Source organism: Nocardioides sp. J54, from assembly GCF_000519005.1.
Classification (GTDB): Bacteria; Actinomycetota; Actinomycetes; order Propionibacteriales; family Nocardioidaceae; genus Nocardioides.
Window position 1 is genome coordinate 1 of record NZ_JAER01000033.1, and the last position, 21529, is coordinate 21529.

Consider the following 21529-nt stretch of genomic DNA (forward strand, 5'->3'; position numbering starts at 1 on the left):
GACTCCTACGAGATCCCCGACCGCCACCGGGTGCGCGTGCAGCTGCGCGACCACACCTGCCGCTTCCCCAGCTGCACCACCCCCGCCACCAGGTGCGACCTCGACCACGCGACCGAGCACAACAAGGGCGGCCCCACCTGCCCCTGCAACCTCGTCCCCCTCTGCCGCAGGCACCACCGCGCCAAGACCCACGGTGCGTGGTCGTACCGCGTCCTGCGACCCGGCCACTACCTGTGGACCAGCCCCAACGGCGCACGCTTCCTGGTCACCCCCGCAGGAACCGCCGCCGTCAGCACCCCCGAACCTGATCGACCTTGACCGTGCCCCGGACCCCGCCCACGGGCGGGGTCATCACCATGGCCGAGGCCCTTTCTCGCGGCCGTTGAGCCGCCAGGCGCCCAGCGCCCACCGCCCCGCCGGTGGTTGAGGTGCGAGGCGCCCCAGCGCCGAGCCTCGAAACCAGCGGCCCCGGTGCACCCGACTGTGCCCGACACAGTCCGCCGTCAAGGCCCGGAGGTTTCGAGGCTCGGCCGCGGGCGGCCTCGCACCTCAACCACCGGGAGACAGCCCCCCACGGCGTCGTACGGTGCGCGGCCGCCGACACCAGCCACGCCGGAGCACACCAGCCTCACCCCAGCGACGCGACCACCTCGGCGGCGTCGGCGGTGGCGCCGCGGATGAGGGCGAGGCCGCGGGCGTCGCCGACGACGCGGACGTCGAGGCCGGGGAGGGTGGTGGTGAGGGCGTCGGCGAGGGAGGTGTCGGGGAGGACGTCGCCGGCGAGGACGACGGCGTCGGCGGGGAGCTCGCGGGGCTTGCCGTGGGCGGGGGTCCAGGCGACGGCGGTGGGGGTGATGGCGGAGACGGTGCAGCCGACGTGGGCGGTGACGCCGAGGCGGTCGAGGCGGTCCATGTGCTCGGTGCGGCGCTTGGCGCCGAACTCCGGGGCGAGCTCGTCGCCGGTGTGCAGGAGGGAGACGAGGGCGCCCTCGGCGGCGAGGGTCTCGGCCAGCTCGACGGCGGCGAGCCGGCCGCCGACGACCGCGACCCGGCGGGCGCCGGTGAGGGGGGAGGCGGGCACGCCGTGGTGGACGTGGGGGAGGTCGGCGCCCGGGAGGTCGGGGAAGGAGGGGCGGCCGCCGGTGGCGACCACGACCAGGTCGGGGGAGAGGGAGCGGACGAGGCCGGGGTCGGCGGGGGTGCCGAGCCGGACGTCGACGTCGGCGACGGCGACCTCGTCGAGCAGCCAGTGCAGGTAGGGCCGGTTCTCCTCGTGAACGACGGACGCGTCGCGCAGGGTGCCGCCGAGCCGGTCCGACGCCTCGAGCAGGACGACGGCGTGGCCGGCGTCCGCGGCCCGCGCGGCGGTCTCGAGGCCGGCCGGGCCACCACCGACGACCACGACCCGGCGCCGGCGGGCGGGGCCGGCGACCAGCACGGCCCGGTCCAGCTCGTGGCCGGTCAGCGGGTTCACGGCGCACTCGGTGGCGAGCTTCTCCTCGAGGGTGTCGATGCAGCTCTCGCAGGAGATGCAGCGCCGCACCCGGGTCGCTCCGCCGCCCCAGCCGGCGAGCTTGCGGGGCAGGTCCGGGTCGGCGAGGAGCGGGCGCCCGAGGGCGACGAAGTCGGCGCGGCCGTCGGCGAGCACCTGCTCGGCCAGGGCGGGGTCGTGCAGCCGGCCGACGGCGATGACCGGGACGTCGACGGCCTCGCGCACGGCGGCGGCGCCGCCGACGTTGAGCCCGTCACCGTCATCGGCCGCGTTGACCATGCCGGTGACCAGGCGGTCGATGACACCACCGCTGACGTGGAAGGCGTCGACGCCGGCCTCGACGAGCAGGGGCGCCATCGCGGCGGTGTCCCAGACGGGCCGGCCGGCGGCGACCCGCTCGTAGCCGGAGACGCGCAGGGTGATCGGGAAGTCCTGGCCCACCTCGCTGCGGATCGCGGACAGCGCCTCGAGCACGACCCGGATCCGGCCCTCGAGCGAGGTGCCGCGGTAGCGGTCGCCCCGCCGGTTGCGCTGGGGCGCGAGGAAGGAGCCGAGGAACATGTAGCCGTGCGCGGCGTGCAGCTCCATGCCGTCGTACCCCGCCTCCCGCACGCGCGCGGCGGCCGCGCGGAACTGGTCGAGGACCCCCGCGACCTGCTCCTTCGTCGCCTCGGCAGACGGCCGTCCGGTGAGGTACGACGGGATGACGGACGGTCCGAGCGAGGTGGCGCCGAACATCTCCGGACCCAGCCCGTCCGGCCCGGCGTGCACGACCTGCGGCTGGATCCGTGCGCCCTGGGCGTGGACCGCCTCGACCAGCCGCCGGTGCGCGGCGACCGCGGCGTCCTCGCCGATCTGCAGGCCGCCCGGGGTCTCGGGGTGCTGGGGGTCGATGCCGGTCGCGCCGACCGTCACCAGCCCGACGCCACCCTCCGCCCGTCGCGCGAAGTGGGCGACGGTGCGCTCGGAGGGGTGTCCATCGGGCGTGCCGTACATCGTCTCCATCGGCGACATGACGATCCGGTTGCGCAGCTCCATCGCGCCGATCAGGCCGGGGGCGAGCAGGTGGGGGAACACGGGAGCGACCCTAGAACCTGTTCTAGTCCCTGACTAGGGTGAGCGTCGTGGACTTCGCGATGGTCACCGCCTACCAGCCGATCGACCAGCTGGTGCCGCTCGCCCGGGCCGCCGAGGAGGCCGGCTTCCGCGCGCTGAGCATCGCCGACCACGTCGTCGACCTCGAGACCGTGGCGACGCCCTACCCGTACACGTCGACGGGGGAGCGGCGCTGGGGCCCCGACGTCGACTGGCCGGACCCGTGGGTCACCGTCGGCGCGCTCGGCCAGGTGACCAGCCGGCTGCAGTTCTTCACCTCGATCTACGTCGCCGCGATGCGCAACCCGTTCGTCGTGGCCAAGGCGGTCGGCACGGCGGCCGCGCTGACCGGCGGGCGGGTCGCGCTCGGCGTCGGGGTCGGCTGGTGCCGCGAGGAGTTCGAGCTGCTCGAGCAGGAGTTCGGCACCCGCGGACGGCGCACCGACGAGGCGCTCGACCTGCTGAAGGAGCTGTGGGCGCCGGGCTGGACGGAGTTCGCCGGCGAGTTCTACAGCTGCGAGCGGCTGACCATGAAGCCGGAGCCGCCCGGTCCGGTGCCGGTGTGGGTCGGCGGGCTCAGCGACGTCGCGCTGCGCCGTGCCGCCCGGCACGACGGCTGGGTCGGTGACATGGCGACGACCGAGGACGCGGTCGCGACCGCGCAACGGCTGCGCACCTTCCGCGCCGAGGCCGGCCGCGACCTCGACGAGCCGTTCGACGTCGTACCGGCGCTGACCGACGCGATCACGCCCGAGGACTTCGTCCGGGCCGCCCGCGGCGGGGTGACCATGACGATGACCGTGCCGTGGATGTACTACGCCCCCGCCGACGCCCCGCTCGAGGACAAGGTCGCCGGCGTGCAGCGCTTCGGCGAGGAGGTCATCGCGCCGGTGCGCGAGCTCCTCGCCTGACCGACCGGTCGGGTCAGCCCTGGATGTACGTCGTCAGGGCGGCCACCAGGGTGGCCTGCGCCTTGTCGATGTCGACCGACGTGCCGAAGGCCTTGTCGAGGCGCAACCCGCGCATCGCGCTCGGCAGCACCGCCGCGACGTCGCGTGCCTTCTGCTCGTCCCAGTTGGGCGCGTCGAGGCCCTCGAAGAAACGGAGGAAGGCGACCTCGCCGAGCTGGTCGAGCTCGGTCAGCGACGCCGCCGTCTTCGGGTGGGTCTCCGCGAGCACCGCCCGCGGGCGCGGCAACCCGGCCTTGATCGTCTCGATGGCGACGCCGTGCGGCGACTCGAGCAGGCCGCGGTAGAGGTCGGCGACCTCCTTCAACCGGCCGGCGACGGTGTCGGAGGTCGGCTCGGCCCACAGGTCGGCGCCGGCGTCCTTCATCTGCTCGACGACCGCCGACCAGAACCCGTCGGAGTCCCCGAAGAGGTTCTGCACCGACCCCCAGCTCAGCCCCGCCTCCTTGGCGACGAGGTTGATCGAGACGGCCTCCGGCCGCCCGTCCCCGAGCAGGCGCAGCGCCGTGGCCAGCAGCTGCTCCCGTGCCGCGACCCCGCGGCGGTTCGGCTTGCGCGTGGATGCGCCTGGCGTCGATGTCATCTAACCCCCCCTGGCTGAGATGCCTGAGCACATTCAACCACCCCTCTCAGGGCCTGTAGAGTTGAATGCTTGCCGCCCCGGACTCGTGTCCTGGTGGCGGCTATCGAACTAGGTTGCGGACGGCAGGGGTCACGTCGGTGTCAGACGAGCTGGTGGAGCGCGAGGTCGCAGCAGAGCAGGCCTTCGTCGACCGGGTCTACCAGCAGCTGGGTGAGGCCGGGAAGGCCGCCCAGCAGCTGGCGAAGGAGGGTCACTCCCGCGGCCGCCTCGGCCACGAGGGCGGGCTGGTGGAGCGCGACGCGATGGTCTTCCAGGCCGCCAAGCGGATCGCGCAGCTCGACGCGGCGCAGGAGGGGCTGGTCTTCGGCCGGCTCGACCTCGATGCCGCGGTCGACCCCGCGCCGCGGTACGTCGGCCGGATCGGCCTGCGCGACGAGAACCGGGACTCTCTCCTCATCGACTGGCGCGCCCCCGCGGCCGCGGTGTTCTACCAGGCGACGGCGGCCGAGCCGCACTCCGTGATCCGGCGCCGCGTGCTGCGCAGCGCCGGCCAGAAGGTGGTCGGCGTCGAGGACGAGCTGCTCGACGCCGAGGCGCTCACCGCCGCCGAGGAGCAGGGCCGCGAGCTGCCGATCGTCGGGGAGGGGGCGCTGATGGCGCAGCTGTCCCGGGCCCGTGACCGGTCGATGCACTCCATCGTCGCGACCATCCAGGCCGAGCAGGACAAGGCGATCCGCGCCCCCTCGAAGGGCGTCGTCAGCATCAGCGGCGGACCCGGCACCGGCAAGACCGTGGTGGCGCTGCACCGCGCGGCGTACCTGCTCTACACCGACCGGCAGCGCTACGAGCGCGGCGGCGTGCTCGTCGTCGGCCCGTCCGGGGTCTTCATGCGCTACATCGAGCGGGTCCTGCCCAGCCTCGGCGAGACCGCCGTCGCGCTGCGCAGCCTCGGCGAGGTCGTCGACGACGTGCGGACCACCCGTCACGACGAGCCTGCGATCGCCGACATCAAGGGCTCGGCGCGGATGGCCGAGGTGATGCGTCGCACCGCCCGCCAGCAGGTCCCCGGGAGCCCGCGGGAGTACCGCGTGTTCTGGCGCGACGACCGGCTCGTGCTCGACCGCGGCAGGCTCGGCCAGATCCGCCGCCAGCTGATGTCGCAGGGCCTGCGCAACAAGCAGCTGCCGCGCGTGTCCAACGCGCTGCTCGACGCGCTCTGGCGCCAGGTCCGCGGCGAGCGCGGCCGCGAGCAGGGCCGGGAGAAGTTCAACGACGAGATGCTCTCGCGCCAGGACTTCCTCGACTTCGCCCACGCGTGGTGGCCGCCGCTCGACGCGCCGACGGTGCTGTGCTGGCTGCGCGACCCCGACTTCCTCGGCCGCGTCTCCGAGGGCGTGCTGACCGCCGAGGAGCAGCGTCTGCTCGCCAAGTCCTGGAGCCACCTCGACCCCGAGCGCCCGATCAGCGGCCAGATCTCCATCGAGGACGTGCCGCTGCTCGACGAGCTGCGCTACGCCCTCGGCGACGTCCCGCAGAAGGCCGACGACGAGCGCGACGACCCGCTGGCGATCATCGAGGGCGCGGTCAACGTGCAGGAGCTGATCACCGCCTCCGACCGCGAGTTCGCCAGCGGCCCGGCCTGGCGCCCGCCCACCAACAGCATCGAGGACGACGGCTACGCCCACGTCCTGGTCGACGAGGCCCAGGACCTCACGCCCATGCAGTGGCGGATGGTCGGCCGGCGCGGCCGTACGGCGTCGTGGACGATCGTCGGCGACCCCGCCCAGTCGTCGTGGCCGGAGCCGCGGGAGGCCGCCGCCGCGCGGGCCGAGGCGCTCGAGCGCAAGCAGGTGCACGAGTTCCACCTGTCGACGAACTACCGCAACTCCGCCGAGATCTACGCGCACGCCGCGGAGTACGCCCGGCGGGTCGGCCTCGACGCCGACCTCCCCGACGCGGTGCGCCGCACCGGCGAGGAGCCGAAGCGCGTCGACGTCCCCGAGGGCGGTGACCTCGAGGCGGCGACCCGCGAGGCGGTCCTCGAGGTCGCCGGGCGCGTGTCCGGCACGGTCGGCATCGTGGTGCCGGTCGCCCGCCGTTCCGAGGTCAACGCCTGGCTGGCGTCGTGGCCCGAGCTCGCCGACGACGCGCCGAGTGCCCGCGCCGCGGTCGACTCGGCGGTCGCGCCGTCGGGCGAGGACCGAGTGGTCGTGCTGACCGGCCTCGACACCAAGGGCCTGGAGTTCGACGGCATCGTCGTGGTCCGACCGCAGGAGATCGAGGACGAGTCCGCCACCGGGCGCGCGACGCTCTACGTCGTGCTCACCCGCGCGACGCAGCTGCTCACGACGGTCGGCTAGCAGCTCGGGGGTTTCGCCGGGTCGGTCGCGGGGGGACGATCCCCCCATGACCGACCAGGGCTCCGCGTACCCGCCCCCGCCGTACCAGTCCGCGCCTGCCGACCCCGGCGCGTCGGCGCGCCACCCGATGGTGGTGCGCCACCTGCTCGGCGCCGCGTTCGCGCTCGTCGCGACGCCGGTCGGCCTGTTCGTCCTCGACCACGGCGCGGGGGAGTACCTCCGCGAACGGGCGGTGCGCCTGGAGGACGCCACGGTGAGCGGCTACTCGCTGCTCATGCTCCTCGGCGCGGGCATCCTCGGCCTGGTCGCGGCGTCCGCACGGGTGTCCGGCCTCGGCCCGGTCCTGGCGGGCCTGCTGTGGGCCGCCGTGCCGCTGCTGTGGTTCATGGTCGACGTGAGCAGCTTCTACAGCGCGATGCGGGACCTGCCGGGCACGCACTACTGGTTCAGCGACCCGCCGATGCTCTTCGCGCCGACCGCCGCCCTCCTCGTGGGTGCCGGGCTCGCCGGCCGCTGGCGCGGCGCGCTGAGGGAAACCGGGACCCGCACCCCGGACGCCGCGTCCGGCTGGCAGTGAGCGACGTACGATCGTCGCGTGGACGAGCGCGAGGAGCAGGGCGTCGAGGAGGCTGCGCCGGGTGAGGTGCCCTGGCAGCACGACCCCGACCTGCCTGTCGACGCGCGCCGGATGGGCCTGAGCCCGCTGGTCCCCGACGGGGCGATGCTGCAGTTCGCCGGCTCGCTCAACAGCACGAAGACCTCGCACCGCGTGGTCGCGTGGGTGCTGCTCGCTGTCTTCCTCGTGCCGGTGCTGCTCACCGTGCTCCGGGTGCTCGGCGGGGCCTGACGCCCCGCGCCGGGCCTGCGGTCAGAGGCTCATCTCGACCTGGGCGAGCAGCGGGTCGCGCAGGCCGGTGGCGTCGTGCTCCCACCAGACGTCGCGGTAGACCACCCGACCCGTCATCCACGGCTCGTGCCCGGGCAGCGCGACCAGCTGGAACGCCGGCTCCGGGATCCGCGGCGAGGGCGCCTCGATGCCGTACGACGACGCGGGCTGCCAGCCGTGCCGCGAGTAGTAGCCGGGGTCGCCCTCGAGCACGACGACCGGGGCGCCCAACCGGCCGGCCTCCTTGACCGCCGCGGCGAGCAGGGCGGCACCGATGCCGGCCTTCTGCTGGTCGGGCGCGACCGACAGCGGGCTGAGCACGAGGATGTCGAGCAGCTCGGAGCGGGCGTCGAGCCAGGCGTGGCTCAGCCCGACGTGCCCGACGACCCGGTCGTCCTCGACGGCGACCAGCTCGGCCCGGACCAGGCCGCGCCCCACGACGTCCGACCACAACCGGGCGATCTTGCCACCCTCGTCGCCGAAGGCAGCGGTGATGACGGCGGCGACACCGTCCCGGTCGGCCTCGCTCGGGGGACGGACAGTCGCCGTGGTGGTCGCTGAGCTCATGGGCCCAGCATGCACGAGGCGGCCGGGTCAGCGGGAGGCGAGCCCGACGACCGTGGACAGGTCGTAGGTGCCGGCGTCGCTGCCGAGCCCGCCGGCGACCTGCGCCGCTGTCGCGCAGCCGAGCCGCGCCGCCTCGACCGGGCCGCGGCCCAGGGACAGCCCGCGCAGGTAGCCGGCCGAGAAGGCGTCTCCGCAGCCGGTCGTGTCGACGACGTCGACGGGGTAGGCCGGCACCTCGTCGACCCCGCCGGGAGTCGCGACCAGGGCGCCCCTGGCCCCCTGGGTCACCGCCACCGCCCCGACGCCGAGGCCGAGCAGCGCCGTCGCCCCCTCTGCCACCGTGCCCGCGCGGGTGAAGCCGAGCACCTGCTCGTCGTTGGGCAGCAGGTGGTCGACGTGCGGCAGCGCGGCGACGATCCAGTCCAGCATGTCCGGGTCGCCCGGGGCGAGCACGTCGACCGACGTGGTGACGCCGGCGGCACGGGCGCGCGCGAGCAGCTCGCCGGCGGCGTCGCCGCCGAGGAACTCCGGGCCGCCGAGGTGCAGGTGGCTGAGCCCGTCGAGCAGGTCGTCCGGCAGGTCGTCGAGGGTGAACGCCCCGTTGGCGCCGATGCAGTGCCACGCGGGCCGGTCGCCGTTCGGCCGCACCGGCAGGACCGAGGCCGAGGTCTGGGTCGCGTCCTTGCGCACCAGGCCGCTGGTGTCGACGCCCTCGCGACCGAGCAGCGCGAGCAGGGTGTCGCCGACCGCGTCGGTGCCGACGGCACCGTAGGAGCGCACGGTCGCGCCCAGCCGGGCGAGCACGACGGCGGTGCCTCCGGCGGTGCCGGCGGCCGACATCCGGATCGTCTCGACGAGCTGGCCGTCGGAGCGCTCCGGGATCGACTCGACGCCGAGCACGTGGGTGTCGAGGACGTGGACGCCGACGGCCGCGACCGTCATCGGAACGGTCATCGGACCTCCCTGGTGGTGCCGTAGTCGCGCTCGATCGCGACCCGGACGACGTCGGCCTGCTGCTCCACGGTGAGCACCCGCGGGGTGCCCAGGGCGCTGGCGCGATGGTGGAGCTGGCACAGCCACTCGAGCAGCAGCGCGTTCTCGACCGCCTTCTCGAGCGTCGCGCCCACGGTGACCGAGCCGTGGTTGGCGAGCAGGGCAGCGCTGCGGCCGGCGAGCGCCGCGCGGACGTGCCCGGCCAGGTCGTCCGTCCCGAAGGTCGCGTACGGCGCCACGCGGACCGCCCCGCCGAGCGCGAGCTGCTGGTAGTGGAGCACCGGCAGCTCGTCCAGCACGCAGGCGACGGCGGTCGCGAACGGGGCGTGGGTGTGCACGACCGCCCCGACCTGCGCGGCCGGGTGGTCGTCGTACACGCCGAGGTGGAGGGCGAGCTCGGACGTCGGCGCGAGCCGGCCCTCGACGACGTCGCCGGTCGTGGAGACGACCGTGACGTCCTCGGCCGTGCAGCCGGCGAGCACCACGCCGGTGCCGGTCACCGCGACCAGGTCGCCCGAACGGGCGCTGACGTTGCCGGCAGTGCCGACGAGCAGCCCGGCGTCGGCCAGCTGCCGGCAGGCGGCGGCGACACCGGCGCGCAGGGCGCCGGCCTCCTCGTGGGTCACCTGGTGATCCGGGCGAGGTAGGCGATGGCGAGCTCGATGGCCTGGTCGATGAGGAAGGCGTCGCCCCGCGGGTCGCGCTCGAAGGCGAGCTGGAACGCACGGTCGCCCACCTCGACGGCGAGCTCGGCGATCGCGGCGAGCTGCTCGGGCGTGAACCCGGCGGGGTCGACCAGCCCGGCGTCGGTCGCGAAGGCGAGCAGGTTCTCGGCGATCCGCTTGTTGTGGTGCCGGCCGTAGTCGTAGACCGCGGTGTTGGTCCGCCCGCGCATCCAGATCTGCATGAACGCCGGACGGCGCTCGTAGACCTTCACGAACGCGCGCATCGAGGTCTCGACGAGCGAGGCGACGGTGACCTCGGGGAGCGCCGCGAGGTCGGTGGCGACCTGGTCGTCCATCTCGGCCATGTCCCGCTCGCACAGTGCGAGCAGCACGGCCTCCTTGTCGGAGAAGTACTGGTAGAGCGAGGCGACGGGGAGGCCGGCGCGCTCCGCGATGGACCGCGTGGTCAGTCCCTCGACGCCGTCGGCGACCACGAGCTCGGCGGCGGCGTCGAGGATGCGCTCGACGCGCTCGCGTGAACGCGCCTGGGTGGGGAGCCGGCGGCGGCTCGGCCCGACCGCGGCACCGCTCGGCTCGCCGCTCGTTGGGCCGTCGACGGTGGCGGAGGACATGGCGGAAGTGTAGCCTCTGAACCGGAATCTGACACATATTCACTTTCGTTGCCGGGTGAAAGGCCTTCGATGCTCCTCACGGACGACCTGATGACCATGGGCCGGCGCGGCCTCGTCGTGGGCGGGGCCGCCACGCTCGGCGCGCTGGCGACCGAGGCGCTCGAGGCGGAGGTGAACGCCGCGACCCTGCGCGGGAGGCTGCCGCGCCGGGTCGACGTCGTGGTCGTCGGTGCCGGCATCGCCGGGCTGGTCGCCGCGGAGCGGGTCGCCCGCCGGGGCCGGTCGGTCCTCGTCGTCGAGGCCCGCACGCGGGTCGGCGGACGGGTGCTCCACCACGACCTGCGCACCGGCGGCCGGATCGAGGCCGGCGGGGCCTTCATCGGCCCGACCCAGGACCACATCCGCAAGCTGGCCGACGACCTCGGCGTGCGCACCTTCAAGGAGCACGTCGCCGGCAAGAACGTCTACGTCTCCTCGAACCCGCTGCTCGGACGCCAGGAGTTCACCGGCACCGTCCCGCCGGACCCGACGATCCTGCTCGACGCCGCGCTCGCGCTCATGCGGCTCAACGCGATGGCCGCCGAGGTGCCGGTCGACGCGCCCTGGGCGCACCCGAAGGCCGCGGAGTGGGACCGCACCACCCTCGGCGCGTGGTTCCGCAGCAACACCCTCAACAGCCGCGGCATCGACAACCTCATCAAGTCGTGGACCCACCCGGGCTTCGGCGCCGACCCCGACCAGCTCTCGCTGCTCTACGTCCTGCACTACATCGCCTGCTCCGGCAACGAGCGCACCACCGGCACCTTCGAGCGCAACTCCGACACCGTCGGCGGCGCGCAGGAGAGTCGCTTCGTCGGCGGCTCGCAGCGCATCCCGCTCGGCCTCGCCCGCCGCCTCGGCGACCGGGTCGCCCTCGGCGCCGCCGTCCGTCGCATCGAGCACCGCGGCGGCCGCGTCGTCGTGCACACCCGCCGCGGGCCCGTCTCCGCCCGCCGGGTGATCGTCGCCGCCGCGCCGAAGCAGGTGCTCGACATCAACTTCCACGGAGCCCTGCCCGCCGGCCGCCGCGCGCTGCTCGCGGGGATGCAGATGGGCCGGCTGATGAAGTGCGACGCCGTCTACGAGAAGCCCTTCTGGCGTGACGCCGGGCTCTCCGGCTTCGGCATCGCCGACACCGGGGCGGTCCGCGTCGCCTTCGACAACCACGTGACCAGCACGGGCCACGGCATCCTGCTCGCCTTCGTCGGCGGCTCCACCTGGCGCCAGTACGGCACGTTGTCGCGGGCCGAGCGCCGCCGCGCCGTCCTGGAGGGCTTCGCCAGCATGTTCGGGGATCAGGCACTGAGGCCGATCGAGTACACCGAGCACGACTGGACCCACGAGCGCTGGACCCGCGGGGGGCCGGTCGCGTTCTGCCCGCCCGGCGTCCTCGCCACCCACGGCCGCCACCTCCGGCGCCCGTCGGGCCGGATCCACTGGGCCGGCACCGAGACGTCGACGTACTGGACGGGCTACATGGACGGCGCGGTCCGCTCGGGCAAGCGTGCCGCCCTCGAGGTGCTGGAGAAGCTGTGACCAGCCAGGCCGTCCGCAGGTCCACCGTCCTGCTGCTCCTCGCCGTGCTGGCCACCGCCGGGCTGGTGCCCGCCGACGCGGCAGGCGGGCGCACCCCCGGCACCGCCCGGGTGTTCGCGAAGGTGCCGGCGCCGGGCTTCCCGGCGTACGTGCACGTCCACCCCAACGGGCGCGTGTACGCCGGCACCTACACCAACCCGACCGGCGACAAGATGCGCTCGCGAGTCATCGAGTACTCCGCCTCCGGCACGCTGCTGCGCTCGTGGACCGTGCCCGGCCAGGACCTGGCGAAGCCGCGCGGCGTCCAGGTCGCCGCGACCGACGCCCGGGGGAGGCTGGTGCTCCTGGAGAAGTCCCGCGCACGGGTGCTGACCCTCGACGTGCGCACCGGCAGGTTCACGGTGCAGGCGACGATCCCGGACCTGCCCGGTGGCGGGCACCCGATCCCCAACTACGCCACGTGGGGCCCGGGTGGCGCGCTCTACCTCACCGACTACGGCCAGGACGTGGTGTGGCGGATCCCCGCTCGCGGCGGCAAGCCGAGGGTGTGGTTCCGCTCCGCACGGCTGGCCGGCATCGCCGGCTTCGGCACCACCGGCATCGTCTACGAGCCGCGCACCCGGTCGTTCCTGATTAGCCAGCAGACCACCGGCGACGCGCTCGACCTGTTCCGCGGCCACCTCTACCGGCTGGGGGTGCGCGCGGACGGGCGACCCGGCGCGCTCACCGCGCTCTGGTCGGCGGGCGGCCCGCTCGACCTGCCCGACGGCTTCGGCGTCGCCCGCTCCGGCAACATCTACCTCGCCCTGCTCGGGGCCAACCGGGTGCTCAAGCTGAGCCCCACCGGCACGGTGCTCGCCCGCTGGTCGGCAACCGGCTCGGCGGTGCCCTTCGACAGCCCCTCCAACGCCACCTTCCACGGCACCCGCGTCCTGGTCGCCAACCAGTCCGCGGTCCTCGGCGACGCCAGCCACCACGTGATCCTCGACCTCGAGGTCGGCGAGCGCGGCGCGCCGGTGGTCGTGCCGAAGCGGTCGCGGCTGCGCTGACCCCGCCCGGGCAGGCAGGGCGAGGGGTGGCCCGCCCCGGAACGGACCACCCCTCGCGGGAGTGCGTCGACGGACCCCCCACAAGGCCCGAGGACGCCGGCCGGTGCGGCGGCCTCAGCCCGCCTCGGCCCGGGCCACGTCGCGCGCGACGTCGCGGGCCTGGCGCAGGGTGAGGACGGCCAGCACCCGACGACCGAGGTGCACCGAGGGGACCAGGCCGAGCTTGTCGAAGACCCGCCGGGTGACGGCCTCCGCCTCCTCGGGCGTGAGGCCGAGCTGGCGTGCGATCGCGGAGCCGGACTGGCCGTGCGCGACCAGCTGCAGCACCTGGCGCTCCCGGGGGCCGAGCCGGTCCAGCCGGCTGGTGGCCGCCACGTAGGTGAGCTCGAGCATCGTCGTACCCATCACGCGGGCAGCACCGGGCGGCCGTGGAGGTGGAACCGCCGACGGGCCCGCCGGGGGGAGGGAGCGGGGCGCGGGCCCGTCAGCGGGAGGACCGCCGGGTCCCCGGCGGTGGCGTCGGTGCGCTGCAGGATCGCCAGCACCGCGGCCTGCGTGCGGCGCAGCCGGATGCAGGCGTCGTCGAACTGGTCCTCGCCGTCCTGCACGTCCAGCTGTGCCTCGCACATGTGCTGCCAGCGCGACCGGAGCGCGGCGACCAGGCCTCGCGGGCCGTGGAAGTACTGGTTCCACTCGTCCCGCCAGGGCAGCGCCCCGGTCATGTCCGTGGCGGCTGCGGCCTCGACCTCGCGGATGATGCGGGTCCGGGCGTGGGTCTCGTTCCAGGTCATCTCGTCGTTCCTTCCGGGAGCTCGCGGCGGGGGAGCCACCGCTGAGGGCTTCTGGAGGGAGGAGCGCCGGGTGACCGGACCTGATACGACGAACTTCGTCCGCGTTTCCGAGGTGTATCAGCGGCACTGGCTCGCGGGTCCGAGATGCGGGACGATCAACCCGTGACGCAACCGCTGTCCACGCTCGTCCCCGCGGCGCGGGAAGGAGACCAGCATGCGTGGGACACGATCGTCGATCGTTTCCTGCCCCTGGTGGGCGCGATCGTGCGCGGCCACCGGCTCTCGGAGGCGGACGGGGACGACGTCAGCCAGACGGTGTGGCTGCGGCTCGTGGAGCACCTGGGCGACCTGCGGGAGCCGGACGCGCTCCCCGGGTGGATCCGGACGACGACCCGGAACGAGTGCCTGCGGCTGCTCGCCGCGCGCGGCCGGACCCGGCCCGTCGACCCGCAGGACGACGTCGCCGGCGGTGGCCTCGACGCGGTCGAGGACGACCGGGCCGAGGTCGACCTGCTCGCCGCGGAGCGCCGGCAGCTGCTGCGCGAGGCCCTCGAGGAGCTGCCCGCCGCTCGCCGCGAGCTGCTCCTGCTGCTGCTGGAGGACCCGCCGGTCGGCTACGAGGAGATCAGCCGGCGGCTCGGGATACCCATCGGCAGCATCGGCCCCACGCGGGCCCGGGCACTGGACCAGCTGCGACGCACCCGGGCCCTGCGCGGCCTGGGTCCCGACCTCGTGGGAGGGGAGAGGTCATGACTGACGCATTCCAGGGGTGGGACGACCTCACGGACGACGAGCTGATGGCGGCACTCGACGAGGCGGTCGCCGAGGCGGACGCGGTGCCGGACCGGCGCCGCGAGGCCGCCCGCGCCGCCTTCACCTGGCGCTCCGTCGACGCGGAGCTCGCCGAGCTGCTGCACGACTCCGCCCTCGACGCCGGCGCCGCCGTGCGCTCCGCCGGGGCCGCCGCGACCGGGCCGCGCTCGCTCGCCTTCGGCCGCAGCGGGCTCACCCTGGAGGTCGAGGTGGACGGTGACCAGCTGCTCGGCGAGGTGGTCGCCACCGGCGACGCCGCCACCGCCGAGGGCCCGGTGACCGTCGCCCTCCAGCGCCCCGACACCCCCGACCTCGCCACCACGGTGGACGCGGCCGGCTTCTTCCGGTTCGCCGGCGTCGGGACGGGAGCCGTACGCTTCGTCGTCACCCGGGGCGGCTGGTCGCTGACCACACCGTGGGTGACCCTCTGACAGGGCGTCGCCCGGGAAGCCTCAGGTCAGCGGACCGACGACCTTGATCTGCCCGCCGCGGGGGTCGATGGCGTCGGTCGCGCCGGACAGGACGCTCGCCCACGCCTGGTGCGCGGTCTCGCCCGTCTCCCGCATCCGGGCGGCGACCAGGCCGGCGACGATCGGGGTCGAGAACGACGTCCCGCTCCACTGGGCCAGGCCGTCGAAGGTGCGCACCTGCCCGACGTTCGGTGGCTCGTAGCAGCGGTAGGTGCCCCGGGGGAAGGCGTTGACCACGTCGCGACCGCGGGCGTAGACGTCGACCCACGTCTCGCCGACGTTGGAGAAGTCGGACACCGATCCGTCCGGGTCGACCGAGCCGACGCCGACGACCCAGTCGAACGCGGCCGGCCAGAACGGCCGGTCGCTGGCGTCGTTTCCGGCCGCGGCGACGATCAGCACGTCGTCGCGGTCGCCCAGCTTGTTGGCCCGGCCCAGCACCTCGAACGCGACGGACCGGAAGTCGCCGCGGGTGTGGGTCCCGGCCGAGATGCTGATGACCTGCGGGTCGTCGCAGTCGTTGATGGCCTCGTGGAGCTGCTCCACGATCTCGGTCTCGAACACGGCACCGCCGTGCGTCAGCACCCCCTCCACCTCGACCCTCGTGCCGGGCGCGATGCAGCGGATGACGCCCGCAGCGAAGGTTCCGTGCCCGGCATAGGGGTGGATGTCGTCCGGGTCCACGACCTCGACGTCGCTCGGATCGGCCACCACGCCGCTCAGCCACGGGGTGACCGGACTGGTGACGGCGTCGGTCCACAGTCCGGTGTCCACCACTGCGACCCGCACCGGGTCGACCTTCCCCCGGTGCTCGTCCTTCGCGGGCGGTGGCCAGACCCCGCCGCGCCGGACCGCCGGGATCTCGGGCTCGCTGGCCGGGCAGAGGTAACCCCGTGGCGTCACGTACACGACGTGGTCCGGGCCGACGGCTCCGCGCTCGACGACCTCCCCCCGCTCGAGCTCCTCGATCGTGGCGAGCACGTCGTCGCGCCCGTCCAGCCGCTGCGGCAGCTGGGCCAGGACCAGGCCCGGTACGCGGGTCGTCCTGCCCTTGACGCCACCCCGGAAGCGCCGGACGTTGTCCACCCGCCCGAAGTACTCGCGCAGGCGGGGAAGGTCCTCCTCGCGCACCACGGCGTGGCCGGGGCGGTAGAGGAAGTGGATGTCGGCGTCGTCACGGCACGGCTCGGCACCCTCGACCGGCGCGCCGAGCACGAGCAGGCCCTTCTCCCGGAAGGCCCGACGGATGACCGCGACCTGGGCGCGCAGGCGCTCGGCCTCGACGTCCTTCCCGGGGCGGAGCCGCTCGGGCAGCTGTTCGCGCACCCGGCGCAGCACGTCGCGCAGCGCGTCGAGGCGGAAGAGGGGCCGGGGGGATTCGTTCATGACCGCTCCTGGGGCCGTGGGCCGGCGGCAGGGTCCGTCGCCGACGCTAACGTAGTGCTGCCGCGTGGTGCGCGTAAAGGAGCGTCAGGTGGACGACCTGCTCGACCTCGCCTTCGAGGACCCGGCCGCCGCGCGCGTGCTCGCCGAGGGTGTCCTGGCCCGCGAGGCGACCCCGGTCGAGCACTCCTACGCCCACCAGTGCCTGGGGATCATCCACCGGGAGGCCGGCCGGACGGACCTCGCGCTCGTCGCCCTGCGGACGGCACTCGCGCTCGCGCGGAAGGCCGGTGCCGCTGACCGCGAGCGCGACGTCCGTGCGACCTACGGGGGGACGCTCGCCTTCGCCGGCCGGACCGCGGCCGGCCTGAAGGAGCTCGACCGTGCACTGGCCAGCGCGTCGGGTCACACGGCGGCCCGCATCCGCATGCGCAAGGCCGGCGTGCTGGCCATGGTCGGCGACCACGCCGCGGCCGCGCCACTGATGCGGCGCGCCCTCACCGAGCTGGGCGACGACCCGGTGTGGGAGGGACGCACGCGCACCTGGCTCGGGCACGTCGAGCTCGCCCTGGGCCAGACCGATGCGGCGGAGCGAGAGCAACGGCACGCGGAGGCGCTCCTGCGTGCAGCCGGAGCCCAGTTCGAGGCGACGGCCGCCGTCGAGAGCCTCGCCGAGGTCGCGGTCGCGCGCGGGGACCTGCCGCGCGGCATGAGGCTGTACCGGGAGGCGCTGGACGCCTACCGGGCCGAGGACCGCGAGCCCCGGTTCCTCGCCGTCGCGTCGGCCGCGTCCACCTATCTCGCTGCGGGTCTCCCGGGGGATGCCCTGGCGCTGCTCGAGGAGGTCTCCACGCTCGCTCCGGTGGAGGAGGCCGAACGCCAGCTGCTCGAGGCGCAGGTGCTGCTGGCCGCGGGACGGCAGGCCGAGGCGGCTCCGCTGGCCCGGCGCGCAGCCGCGATGTTCCGCACCCAGCGACGTGACTGGTTCGCCGTGCGGGCCCGCCTCCTCGTCGTCCTGTGCGGAGGGGGGTCGTCGAAGGACGCAAGGGCGGTGGCGAGGGTGCTGCACGAGCAGCGCGCCCAGGAGGCGCCGCTGGCCCTCGTGCTCGCCGGGCGGCGCAGCCGGGGCGCCGAGCGGGCCTCGCTCTGGCACCGCGCGGCGTCGTACCGCACCCACCCGAACGCGCTCGTCCGCGCGGCGGCGTGGCACGCGCGGTCGCTGGTGCAGGAGGAGCGGGGCAGTCGCGGCGGCGTGCTGCGGGCGGCGTCGGCCGGCCTGGACGCGATCGACGAGCACCGGCGGCTCATCGGGTCCTCCGAGCTGCGGGCGCTGGCGACCGCGCACGGCCGGGAGCTGACGGCCGTCGCGCTGCGGCACGCCGCGTCCGACCCGCGCACCCTGCTGCGGTGGAGCGAGCGCACCCGGGCCACCGCGCTGGCCCAGCCACCCGCGACCTCGGACGCCCCGACCATCCCGGCGTCCCTCGCCGCACTGCGCGACAACGGGCGCCGCCTCGCCCGGGCCCGGCAGGAGGGGGAGCCGACCGAGGCGCTGGAGCGGGAGCGGTTGCGGCTGGAGCGGGCGGTGCGGGCGGAGAGCCACACCCTGTCCGCCGCCACGGCCGAGCAGCAGCGTCCGCCGGCCGTCGAGGAGCTCGTGGCCGCGGTCGGCGACGGTTGCCTCGTCGAGCTGGTCGACGTCGACGGCACGTTGCACGTGCTGGTCCTCCACGCCGGCCGGGTACGACGACGGGTGGCCGGCACGACCACGCAGGTCGCCGCGCTCCTCGGTCCCGCGCAGATGCTGCTGCGCCGCGCATCCCGCGGCCGGCCGGTCGACACCGCCGCTCTGGGCCGCCAGCTGCAAGACGAGATCCTCGGCGACGCGGTGCGCCTCGTGCCCGACGGGCCCGTGGTGCTCGCCCCGACCGCCCGCCTGCACGGGCTCGCCTGGCCGCTGCTGCCGGTGCTGGCCGACCGGCCGTTCACGGTGGTGCCCTCGGCCGGCCAGTGGTTGCGGGCCCGGACGACCGGCCGGCCACGGCCGGCGGAGCGCCGAACGGTGCTCGTCAGCGGTCCCGGGCTCGCCAGCGGCGGGGCCGAGGTGCCGGTGCTGGCCGGCAGCCACCCGGACGCCACCCTGCTCGCCGGTCCCGACGCCACGCTGGAGCGCGTCCTCGCCGAGGTCGACGGCGCGGACCTCGTGCACCTCGCGGCCCACGGCCACTTCCGCGCCGACAGCCCGCTCTTCTCGGCGCTCGACCTGGCCGACGGCCCGCTGACGGTGCACGACCTCGAGCGACTGCGGCGCGCGCCGTACCGCGTCGTGCTCTCCGCCTGCGAGTCCGGCGTCCTCGCGCCCGTCGGCGCCGAGGAGCTGCTCGGCCTCGCCGCGGCCCTCTTCTCGCTCGGGACCGCCGGGCTGGTCAGCAGCGTCGCCGAGGTCAACGACGACGCGACCGCGGCCTTGATGGTCGACCTGCACGCAGCCCTCGCCACCGGCGTCGACCCAGCCGCTGCGCTGCTCGACGTCCGCCGGCGGGCGGTGGGTGACCCCGTCGCCGCCGGGACGGCCGCCGCCTTCCTCGCCCTCGGCACCTGAGGAGGACCGCACGCCGTCCGCACCGGTGTGACGTCGCCGACGCTCGCGCCGTTCCGCGCACCTTCCGGGCCGCGCGCGGCTACGGTCGCCCGCGGCGACGAGCCACCAGGGAGCAGCAGGGACCGGGCCGGACGGCCTCGGGTGGGGAGAGGTGAACGTGGCGGCACAGCCGCGCCTTCGGCGCGCCGGTGGACGGTCGACCGTGCGCACGGCGCTCGTGGGGCTGCTCGCCCTCCTGGTGGTGGGCCTACCGGTGCTGCCGCACGGAGCCACGGGGGCGCCGGCCGACACACCCCTGCGGGTGATGATCGTCGGGGACTCCATCTCGCAGGGCGCTGCCGGCGACGCGACGTGGCGGTACTGGGTTCTGGCGTGAGCTCCGCCGCCAGCGCGTGCGGGTCGACCTCGTCGGGCCGGAGCGCCTCCCCAAGGGGCGGCAGCCGCGCTACGAGGCGCGTCGCCTGCGCTTCGACCGCGACCACGCCGCGCGGAGCGGGACGACCGTGGACTACCACCTGAAGCGGATCACGGAGCGGATGAGGACCTACAGGCCCCGGGTGGTGGTCGTCGAGGTCGGCATCAACGACATCTTCCGCGGCGACAGCGCAGCGCGGGTCGCCGACGACCTCCGGCGCCTGCTCAACCGGATCTGGGCGAGGTCCCGGTCGACGCGCGTGGTGCTCGCCGAGCTGCCACCGGTCCAGGGCAACCCCCGGGCCCACCGGGTGTCCGCCCGGGCGAACGCCCTCCTCGAGGACCGCTACGCCGACCACCCGCGGGTGGTGATGGTGCGCAACCGCACCGAGACGCGGCAGCCGTGGATCCCCCGGGAGCACACCACCGACGGCCTCCACCCCAACGCGACCGGGCAGACCCTGCTCGCCCAGCGGTTCGCCGAGGCCTTCCACCGCGCCGGCCTCCTCCCGGAGCACCCGCGGGCCTACCGGGTGCGGGCCTGGCGGCCGGCGATCGTCCCGCACGTGCGCCGGTCCGGACGTCGCGTCACCATCGACTGGTCGCGGGCGTGGCGGGAGGTCCGGATGACCGACGTCCGGGTGCTGCTCAGCCGCCCCGACGGCCGGCAGGTCCGCGACCAGGGCGAGCACGCCGCACGACGCAAGCGGGTGACCCGCACCCTGCCGCGCGGGACCTACCGGGTGCAGCTGGTGCCGCGCCGCAACGCCATGGTCGGGCTGCCGGGCCCGGCCGTCACCGTGCGCGTCCCCTGAGCGCGCTGCTCGAGCGGTGCCTGCCGCTGCCGTCGGTGTGACCTCGCTGACCCCGGCGGGGTTCGATGTGCCTGCGCGCGCCCGGCCCGCTAGCGTCCTCCCCGGCGGGGAGCCATGGAGAAGCGGGGCCGAGCGGCCCGAGGCGGGGGAGACGGACGACGTGGCAGGACTGCCGAGCCTTCGACGCGCGCACGGTCGCAGCACCCGGCGCGCCGGCCTGGCCGCCGCGCTGACCCTCGCGGTCGCCACGGCACTGGTCAGCGCCCTCGCCCTCGCCGGCCCCGTCGTCCCGGCCGGCACCGCCAGCCAGCCGGCCCCCGCCGGGACCCTCAGCAGCCAGCCGGCGCCCTTCGAGACCCTGCGCGTGATGGTCGTCGGTGACTCCGTGTCGCAGGGCTTCGGCGGTGACGCGCCGTGGCGGTACTGGTTCTGGCGCGAGTTCCGTCGTCAGGGCGTCCCGATCGACCTCGTCGGGCCCCACCGGCAGCCCACCGGCAAGGGTGCGCGCTACGAGTCGCGGCGCCTGCGCTTCGACCGGGACCACGCCGCCCGCGCCGGCTCGACCGTGGACTACCACCGCAAGCGCATCGACCGGCTGATGGCGACGTACACCCCGCACGTCGTCGTCGTCGAGCTCGGCATCAACGACGCCATCCACGGCGACAGCGCCGCGCAGGTCGCCGACGACCTCCGCCGGCTCCTCGAGAGGGTCTGGGCCGCCTCGCCCCAGACCCGGGTGGTGCTCGCCGAGCTCCCGGTCTACCCCCGCGACCGGGCGGTCGACCGGGTGGCCGCCGCCGCCAACGCCCGCCTGGACGCCCGCTACGGCGACGACCCGCGGGTGCTCATGGTGCGCAACCGCACCGACAGCCGACACCGCTGGGACCCGGTCAAGGTCACCTTCGACGGCCTGCACCTGAACTCGACCGGGCAGACCCTGCTGGCCCAGCGCATCGCCGAGGCGTTCCGCCGCGGCGGCATGCTGCCGGCCGCGCCGAGGATCTACCACGCCCGCCCGTGGCGCCCGGGCGTCGTGCCGCGCGTGCACCGCAAGGGCCGCCGGGTCACGATCGACTGGTCCGCCGCCGTCGGCCCGGTCAAGATGGCGTCGGTCCAGGTGGTCATCCGGCGCAGCAACGGTCGCCTCGTCCGTGGCCACCAGCGCTTCGCCGCCGATGCCGGCTCGGTCACCCGCCGCCTCCCCCGCGGCACCTACCGCGTCCTGCTCAGCCCGCGTCGCGGCACGATGACGGGCAAGCCGGTGCCCGTGACGTTCCGGGTGCCCTGAGCCCACTCCCGGGAGCCCTCTTCCGGAGCCCTTTCCCGGCATTCCGGCCCCACGGACCCGCCGCCGCGTCTAACGTCGGCGAGCGACG

Annotated in this window: 21 protein-coding genes and 1 pseudogene; 13 read left to right on the forward strand and 9 right to left on the reverse strand. The window is 75.1% G+C overall.

Going from position 1 to position 21529, the window contains the following annotated elements:
- A pseudogene (locus NOCJ54_RS30040) lies at nt 1-318 on the forward strand (HNH endonuclease); the annotation flags it as partial.
- Between the two features lie 310 nt (nt 319-628).
- Here NOCJ54_RS30040 and NOCJ54_RS0117590 read toward each other — a convergent pair.
- Nucleotides 629-2569, reverse strand: coding sequence for an oxidoreductase (locus NOCJ54_RS0117590; RefSeq protein WP_028656540.1), 1941 nt, complete (start codon nt 2567-2569; stop codon nt 629-631).
- A 47-nt stretch (nt 2570-2616) separates the two neighbouring features.
- Between NOCJ54_RS0117590 and NOCJ54_RS0117595 the strand changes: the two genes are divergently transcribed.
- Nucleotides 2617-3498 carry a TIGR03619 family F420-dependent LLM class oxidoreductase gene (locus tag NOCJ54_RS0117595; protein WP_028656541.1) on the forward strand — a complete coding sequence of 294 codons (882 nt, stop codon included), beginning with the start codon at nt 2617-2619 and terminating at the stop codon, nt 3496-3498.
- Nucleotides 3499-3511: 13 nt separating this feature from the next.
- On the opposite strand, the gene NOCJ54_RS0117600 is transcribed toward NOCJ54_RS0117595, so the two are convergent.
- Nucleotides 3512-4138, reverse strand: coding sequence for a TetR/AcrR family transcriptional regulator (locus tag NOCJ54_RS0117600; RefSeq protein ID WP_028656542.1), 627 nt, complete (start codon nt 4136-4138; stop codon nt 3512-3514).
- Nucleotides 4139-4275: 137 nt separating this feature from the next.
- Here NOCJ54_RS0117600 and NOCJ54_RS0117605 point away from each other — a divergent pair, with 137 nt between their 5' ends.
- Genes NOCJ54_RS0117605 through NOCJ54_RS26650 form a run of 3 tightly spaced genes read left to right on the forward strand, consistent with a single transcriptional unit; the run spans nt 4276 to nt 7345 of the window.
- Nucleotides 4276-6498, forward strand: coding sequence for a HelD family protein (locus NOCJ54_RS0117605; protein WP_028656543.1), 2223 nt, complete (start codon nt 4276-4278; stop codon nt 6496-6498).
- 46 nt (nt 6499-6544) lie between these two features.
- Nucleotides 6545-7075, forward strand: a complete 531-nt coding sequence (locus tag NOCJ54_RS0117610; RefSeq protein ID WP_028656544.1) for a hypothetical protein — start codon at nt 6545-6547, stop codon at nt 7073-7075.
- 18 nt (nt 7076-7093) lie between these two features.
- A complete protein-coding gene (locus NOCJ54_RS26650) occupies nt 7094-7345 on the forward strand; it encodes a hypothetical protein (protein WP_051486008.1) in 252 nt (83 codons plus the stop codon).
- Nucleotides 7346-7366: 21 nt separating this feature from the next.
- Here NOCJ54_RS26650 and NOCJ54_RS26655 read toward each other — a convergent pair whose 3' ends face one another.
- From NOCJ54_RS26655 to NOCJ54_RS0117635, 4 genes are read right to left on the reverse strand one after another with little or no spacing between them, the layout of a single operon-like run.
- Nucleotides 7367-7951 (reverse strand): GNAT family N-acetyltransferase, encoded by a 585-nt coding sequence (locus NOCJ54_RS26655; RefSeq protein WP_084255396.1) that lies wholly within the window; start codon nt 7949-7951, stop codon nt 7367-7369.
- Nucleotides 7952-7978: 27 nt separating this feature from the next.
- A complete protein-coding gene (locus NOCJ54_RS0117625; protein ID WP_232221823.1) occupies nt 7979-8905 on the reverse strand; it encodes a carbohydrate kinase family protein in 927 nt (308 codons plus the stop codon).
- Nucleotides 8902-9570 carry a class II aldolase/adducin family protein gene (locus NOCJ54_RS0117630; protein ID WP_028656546.1) on the reverse strand — a complete coding sequence of 223 codons (669 nt, stop codon included), beginning with the start codon at nt 9568-9570 and terminating at the stop codon, nt 8902-8904. Before NOCJ54_RS0117630 ends, NOCJ54_RS0117625 begins: the two co-directional genes overlap by 4 nt.
- Complete coding sequence (locus tag NOCJ54_RS0117635; RefSeq protein ID WP_028656547.1) at nt 9567-10241, reverse strand: TetR/AcrR family transcriptional regulator; 675 nt, start codon at nt 10239-10241, stop codon at nt 9567-9569. The genes NOCJ54_RS0117630 and NOCJ54_RS0117635 overlap by 4 nt, the downstream gene beginning before the upstream one ends.
- Before the next feature lie 69 nt (nt 10242-10310).
- Here NOCJ54_RS0117635 and NOCJ54_RS0117640 point away from each other — a divergent pair, with 69 nt between their 5' ends.
- Nucleotides 10311-11816 (forward strand): flavin monoamine oxidase family protein, encoded by a 1506-nt coding sequence (locus tag NOCJ54_RS0117640; protein WP_028656548.1) that lies wholly within the window; start codon nt 10311-10313, stop codon nt 11814-11816.
- Nucleotides 11813-12865 carry an SMP-30/gluconolactonase/LRE family protein gene (locus NOCJ54_RS0117645; protein ID WP_028656549.1) on the forward strand — a complete coding sequence of 351 codons (1053 nt, stop codon included), beginning with the start codon at nt 11813-11815 and terminating at the stop codon, nt 12863-12865. Before NOCJ54_RS0117640 ends, NOCJ54_RS0117645 begins: the two co-directional genes overlap by 4 nt.
- A 114-nt stretch (nt 12866-12979) precedes the next feature.
- On the opposite strand, the gene NOCJ54_RS26660 is transcribed toward NOCJ54_RS0117645, so the two are convergent.
- The gene (locus NOCJ54_RS26660; protein ID WP_051486018.1) at nt 12980-13258 is read right to left on the reverse strand and encodes a LuxR C-terminal-related transcriptional regulator; all 279 of its coding nucleotides are present in this window, start codon (nt 13256-13258) and stop codon (nt 12980-12982) included.
- Nucleotides 13259-13269: 11 nt separating this feature from the next.
- Entirely contained in the window at nt 13270-13656 is a 387-nt protein-coding gene (locus tag NOCJ54_RS28490) for a hypothetical protein (RefSeq protein WP_028656550.1), read from the reverse strand.
- Nucleotides 13657-13818: 162 nt separating this feature from the next.
- On the opposite strand from NOCJ54_RS28490, the gene NOCJ54_RS26670 reads away from it, so the two are divergent.
- Together NOCJ54_RS26670 and NOCJ54_RS0117665 are read left to right on the forward strand one after the other, a co-directional pair.
- Nucleotides 13819-14409 (forward strand): RNA polymerase sigma factor, encoded by a 591-nt coding sequence (locus NOCJ54_RS26670; RefSeq protein WP_198020259.1) that lies wholly within the window; start codon nt 13819-13821, stop codon nt 14407-14409.
- Nucleotides 14406-14900, forward strand: a complete 495-nt coding sequence (locus NOCJ54_RS0117665) for a hypothetical protein (protein WP_036518491.1) — start codon at nt 14406-14408, stop codon at nt 14898-14900. The genes NOCJ54_RS26670 and NOCJ54_RS0117665 overlap by 4 nt, the downstream gene beginning before the upstream one ends.
- Nucleotides 14901-14921: 21 nt before the next feature.
- On the opposite strand, the gene NOCJ54_RS0117670 is transcribed toward NOCJ54_RS0117665, so the two are convergent.
- Nucleotides 14922-16325 (reverse strand): S8 family peptidase, encoded by a 1404-nt coding sequence (locus tag NOCJ54_RS0117670; protein WP_028656552.1) that lies wholly within the window; start codon nt 16323-16325, stop codon nt 14922-14924.
- 88 nt (nt 16326-16413) lie between these two features.
- Between NOCJ54_RS0117670 and NOCJ54_RS0117675 the strand changes: the two genes are divergently transcribed.
- The 4 genes from NOCJ54_RS0117675 to NOCJ54_RS0117690 all read left to right on the forward strand — a co-directional run bounded on the left by NOCJ54_RS0117675 (nt 16414) and on the right by NOCJ54_RS0117690 (nt 21441).
- Nucleotides 16414-18924 (forward strand): CHAT domain-containing protein, encoded by a 2511-nt coding sequence (locus NOCJ54_RS0117675; protein WP_028656553.1) that lies wholly within the window; start codon nt 16414-16416, stop codon nt 18922-18924.
- 202 nt (nt 18925-19126) lie between these two features.
- Nucleotides 19127-19300: a hypothetical protein gene (locus NOCJ54_RS29545; RefSeq protein ID WP_157514948.1), complete on the forward strand. Its 174-nt coding sequence runs from the start codon at nt 19127-19129 to the stop codon at nt 19298-19300.
- A 16-nt stretch (nt 19301-19316) separates the two neighbouring features.
- A complete protein-coding gene (locus NOCJ54_RS0117685) occupies nt 19317-20153 on the forward strand; it encodes an SGNH/GDSL hydrolase family protein (RefSeq protein WP_028656554.1) in 837 nt (278 codons plus the stop codon).
- Between the two features lie 160 nt (nt 20154-20313).
- Nucleotides 20314-21441 carry an SGNH/GDSL hydrolase family protein gene (locus NOCJ54_RS0117690; RefSeq protein WP_028656555.1) on the forward strand — a complete coding sequence of 376 codons (1128 nt, stop codon included), beginning with the start codon at nt 20314-20316 and terminating at the stop codon, nt 21439-21441.
- Nucleotides 21442-21529 lie beyond the last annotated feature (88 nt).